The organism is Geminicoccus flavidas, assembly GCF_009806515.1.
In the GTDB taxonomy this organism is placed as follows: domain Bacteria; phylum Pseudomonadota; class Alphaproteobacteria; order Geminicoccales; family Geminicoccaceae; genus Geminicoccus; species Geminicoccus flavidus.
This window is the reverse complement of the sequence record NZ_WUJP01000016.1, coordinates 1-4,951: the sequence shown is the minus strand read 5'-3', so window position 1 is coordinate 4,951 and position 4,951 is coordinate 1. Positions and strand designations below refer to the sequence as shown.

General features: G+C 68.6%; 3 protein-coding genes. 2 read left to right on the top strand and 1 reads right to left on the bottom strand.

Annotated features, from left to right (window positions below):
- Nucleotides 1-1,307, top strand: a 1,307-nt coding sequence (betC, locus tag EQG76_RS00385; protein ID WP_159709585.1) for a choline-sulfatase, incomplete at its 5' end; no start/stop codon positions are given.
- 177 nt (nt 1,308-1,484) lie between these two features.
- Nucleotides 1,485-3,695, top strand: a complete 2,211-nt coding sequence (locus EQG76_RS00380; RefSeq protein ID WP_159709583.1) for an alpha/beta hydrolase — start codon at nt 1,485-1,487, stop codon at nt 3,693-3,695.
- Between the two features lie 42 nt (nt 3,696-3,737).
- Here EQG76_RS00380 and EQG76_RS00375 read toward each other — a convergent pair.
- Nucleotides 3,738-4,951: dihydroxy-acid dehydratase (locus tag EQG76_RS00375; RefSeq protein WP_159709581.1), on the bottom strand; the 1,214-nt coding region annotated here is incomplete at its 5' end.

The following is a 4,951-nucleotide window of genomic DNA, read 5'->3' as shown; positions in this document are numbered from 1 at the left end:
GGATCGGTGCCTATGACAATGCCGCGGATTTTCCGGGCGACCTGCCGACGCTCGCGCATCATCTCCGACTGCTGGGCTATCGGACGGTGCTGTCCGGCAAGACTCATTTCTGCGGCCCGGACCAGCTGCACGGCTTCGAGCGGCGGCTGACCACTGACATCTACCCGTCCGACTATGGCTGGACCCCGGACTGGGAGCATCCCGAGCGCCGCCCGTCCTGGTACCACAACATGATCAACGTGCGGGACGCCGGGGTCGCGTTCCGCACCAACCAGCTCGACTATGACGAGGAAGTGGTGTTCGCGGCCGAGCGCGAGCTGTTCGACGTGGCACGCGACAGCGACGAACGGCCGCTGTTCATGATGGTGTCGCTCACCCACCCGCACGACCCCTACGTGCAGCGGCCGGAATATGTGGAGCTCTATCCGGAGGACGCGGTCGACCTGCCGGCGACCCGAGGCTCGGACGTGCCGCTCGATCCGCACTCGGCACGGCTGCGCCATGTCTCGGCGATGGACGAGTTCGAGATCACTGACGCCATGATCCGGCGGGCGCGGCGCAGCTATTACGCCTCGATCTCCTATGTCGACCGCCAGCTCGGCCGGATCCTGGCAGCGCTCGCCGAGACCGGGCGACTGGAGCGAACCGTGCTGCTGTTCACTTCCGACCATGGCGACCTGCTGGGCGAGCGGGGCCTATGGTACAAGATGAGCTGGTTCGAGCCCTCAGCCCGGCTGCCTCTCCTCATCCACGCGCCGTTCCTGTTCGGTCCCCGCCGGGTTCCCGCAGCGGTGTCGCTGGTGGACGTCCTACCGACCCTGGTGGAGCTGGCGGGCGGCAAGCTCGATCCGGCGCTGCCGCTGGATGGCCGCTCGCTCTTGCCGCACTTGACGGGCACGGGCGGCCATGACGAGGCGCTGGGCGTGTATCTCGGCGAAGGGGCAATCGCGCCCTTGTTCATGCTCCGGCGCGGCCAGTGGAAATATGTCGCGTCGGCGCCGGACCCGGACCAGCTCTATGACCTGGCAGCCGACCCGCACGAGCGCCGCAACCTGGCAGCCGAGCCGGCCCAGGCGGCCCGCGTCCAGGCGCTGCGGGATGAACTCGCCCGGCGGTTCGACGCGGCGGGACTACGCGACGAGGTGATCGCCAGCCAGCGGCGCCGCCGCCTCGTGGATACTGCCATGCGCCGCGGTGCGTGGACGAGCTGGGACTTCCAGCCGCTCCGGGATGCGGCTACCAGCTACGTGCGCAGCCAGCTCGTACTGGACGATCTCGACGCCGCCCGAAGATGGCCGCCCGGGTAATCTTCCTGCAAGGCGACAGGGGGAACATTTCCGGCAACCCTCCCGTAAGTTCATGCCGTTAGCGGCAAGTCCTGTTTGACATGATCATCCTGACCAGCGATCAGCTGCCGCGTTGCACGCCTATCCGCTGCGTATAGCCTGAGCCGGCAACGCGCAGTCCGCTCGGGGGAAACGGCCGTGGCCGTCAGAATGATGCGATGGTTCCTGTTGCTCGCCATCGCCTTGAGCAGCGTGTCGCTGGCCCGGGCCGCGACCGCACCGGATCCGACCAAGCGTGGCTCCTACGCGGTGGGGCTCGGCAGCTATGCGCTGGCTCCCAAGCTCGACCGGGAGCTTTCCGATGAGCTGGAGACCCAGATCGCGGCGGCGGTCTGGTATCCGAAGAACGCGCCAGTGAGCGAGCCGCGCCCGCTGCTAGTCTTCCTGCACGGCAACCACGCGACCTGTGGCCGCTACGACAAGGAGCTCAAGATCCGGGTCGATGACGACACAACCTACACCTATGACGGCAAGTGCCCGAAGGGCTACATCCAGGTCCCCAGCCACATGGGCTACCACTACCTGGCCGATCGCCTGGCGAGCTGGGGCTACGTGGTCGTGTCGATCAACGCGAATCGTGGGGTCAATGCCGCCCCGGACACGTTCGACGACCCTTCCCTGATCCTGCGGCGCGGCCGGCTGATCCTGCGTCACCTCCAGCAGCTCGCGACCTGGCACCGGGCCGGCGGGACGCCGAAGTCGGTGGGGATCGACCTGCGCGGCCGGCTGGACTTCGCCAATATCGGCATGCTCGGCCATTCGCGCGGCGGCGACGGCATCGTCGCAGCGCACGAACTGCTCCTGGACAAGAGCGAGCCCTGGGCCAAGCGCCTGCCGGCGAACACTCTGGTCAAGGGCCTGTTCGCGATCGCGCCGACCGATGCCCAGGAATCCCAGCCGGCACCGCTCGGCACCCCGTTCGCCGTGCTGCTGCCGATGTGCGACGGCGACGTGTCCGACCTGCAGGGGCTGCGGTTCTTCGAGCGGGCGATGGCCAAGCGCACGGAGGCGCGCAGGTCGTTCAAGGCGACGTTCGCCGTATGGGGCGCCAACCACAACTACTACAACAGCGAGTGGCAGGAATCGGACGCGACCGGCTGCGTCGGCCATAAGCCGCTGTTCGACATGAGCGGCGGATCCTCGGCGCAGCGCCAGACCGCGTTCCACCCGGTGCTCGCCTTCTTCCGCTCGACCGTGGGCCGGCATGCCGACAAGGTGTTTGCCCGGCTGCTGGACAGCAGCTGGTATCCGGCAGCACCGTTCCGGGACCTCACCGAGCTGGACCGGGCCTATTCCTCTTCGCCCGACCGCGCCTGGAGCTGGCTGGTCGAGGACTTCGCCCAGAGCTCGCTCAAGAGCAAGGCCGGGGTCGCGCACAAGCTGGTGCGGGGCAAGGCGGCTGCCATCACCATTCCCGACCACGAGAAGCAGGGCCTGGCCTTCGCGTGGCAGGGTGCCTCGGCGAACAGGCGTTCCAGCCTGCTGGTGGCGCTCGCCAAGAGCGGCAGCTCGATCGACATGACCGGCTGGTCCAGCGTCGAGATCCGCATGACCATGGGCTGCGGCGGCACGCTGAGCGAGCCGGACTGCTACGAGCTGCCGCCGGTCGAGGACGGCGTGCCGCTGAAAGGCGACATCGTGCTGGTGGACGCGAACGGCAAGCGCTCCGTCAAAGTGCCGATCGAGCCGTTCGCCCGGATATACTCCCCGGCCGGCGTCGACTACGAGGGCTACTACTATGTGCGCCACCCGGTGCTGAGCTCACTGCGCATCCCGGCGATAGCGTTCAAGAACATCGACCGGACCAAGCTCAAGGCGATCGAGTTCTCGTTCGGCGACCAGATGCCGAAGGGCACCGTCTACCTGGCGGACATCCGGCTCTCCAAGACCCAGGCCCAGTTCCCCTGGGGCATGAAGCCCAAGCGCGCGCCGACGGTGGCCGCCGCCCAGGCGCTGACGCCGCAGGCCTCGGCCACGATCGCCGCGGTCGAGCCTCGGGCGATGACGGTAGCGCGCGCCAAGGCGGCCCGCACGGCCACCCAGGCGTCGCTCAGCCTGCGCCGGGGCCTGGGCAAGGTGAAGGATGGCGGCAGCCGGCCGATGGTGGAGCTGGTGGTCGAATCCGACCGGCCCTTCCCGGTCATGGGCAACGGTATGCTGCTGCGGGTCGGCGACGCCACGCTGCGCGGCGGCAGCTTCGCGCGCGCCGGCGGCACCGGCCGGGTCGTGTTCCGGATGAGCGAGGACCGCTTCGCCACCCTGCCGGAAGGTGCCGAGGTCACCCTGTTCGGCCTGGCCAGCCAGAAGCCGTGGCAGGTCGGGCGGCTGGCCAAGGCCTCGCTGCGCTGACGCCTTCCCCCGGCCGGTTCCACCCGGCCGGGGGTGCGGCTTCTAGTGGATGGGCGGTTCCGGCAGCCGCTCAGTACCTTCCAGGAAGTCGAAGTCGCAGCCCTCGTGCGCCTGGCGGATATGGGCGGCGAACATGTTCCAGTAGCCGCGGGACGGCACGTAGGGCGGCTTCCAGTCCTGGCGGCGGCGGACCAGCTCGGCTTCATCGACCAGCAGTTCCAGCCGCCTGGCCGCCACGTCGACCTCGATCAGGTCGCCGGTGCGCACCAGGGCCAGCGTGCCGCCCACGGCCGCTTCCGGCGAGACATGGAGGATGCAGGCGCCATAGGAGGTGCCGCTCATCCGAGCGTCCGAGATCCGCAGCATGTCGCGCACACCCTCCCGCAGGAGCTTGCGCGGGATCGGCAGCATCCCCCATTCCGGCATGCCTGGGGCACCAATCGGCCCGGCATTCTTCAGCACGATCACATGGTCCGGGGTGACGTCCAGGTCGTCGCGATCGATCTCGGCCTGGAGATGGTCGTAATTCTCGAAGGCCAGGGCCGGGCCGCGGTGGCGCAGGAGGCGCGGATCAGCCGCGGATGGCTTCATCACGCAGCCGAACGGCGACAGGTTGCCGCGCAGGATCGCGGTCGCCTCCTTCTTCACCGGGTTGTCGAGCGGCCGGATCACGTCCTCATCCCAGATGGGTGCCGCTTCGACATTCTCGCGCAGGGTCAGCCCGTTCACGGTCAGCGAGCCGCCGTCCAGCACCGGCAGGAGCCGGCGCAGCAGGGCACGCAGCCCGCCTGCGTAGAAAAAATCCTCCATCAGCAACGTGCCGGACGGACGGATGTTGGCGAGCACCGGGACCTCGCCGGCGAGCTGGTCGAACCGGTCCAGCTCCAGGGGGATGCCGGCGCGCCTGGCCATTGCGATCAGGTGGATCATGGCGTTGGTCGAGCCGCCCATCGCCATGTGGCAGCGGATCGCGTCGTCCACCGCGGCCGGGCTCACGATGTCGGACGGCGTGAGGTCCTCCCAGACCATCTCTACGATCCGCCGGCCGCAGGCACCGCTCATCCGGACATGGGCGCTGTCGGCAGCCGGGATCGAGGAGGCACCCGGCAGGCAGAACCCCATGGCCTCGGCCACCGCGGTCATGGTGGACGCGGTGCCCATGGTCATGCAGGTGCCGTGCGAGCGGGCGATGCCGTTCTCCATCTCCTCCCAGTCGGCTTCCGTGATGTTGCCGGCCTTGAGCTCGGCCCAGTATT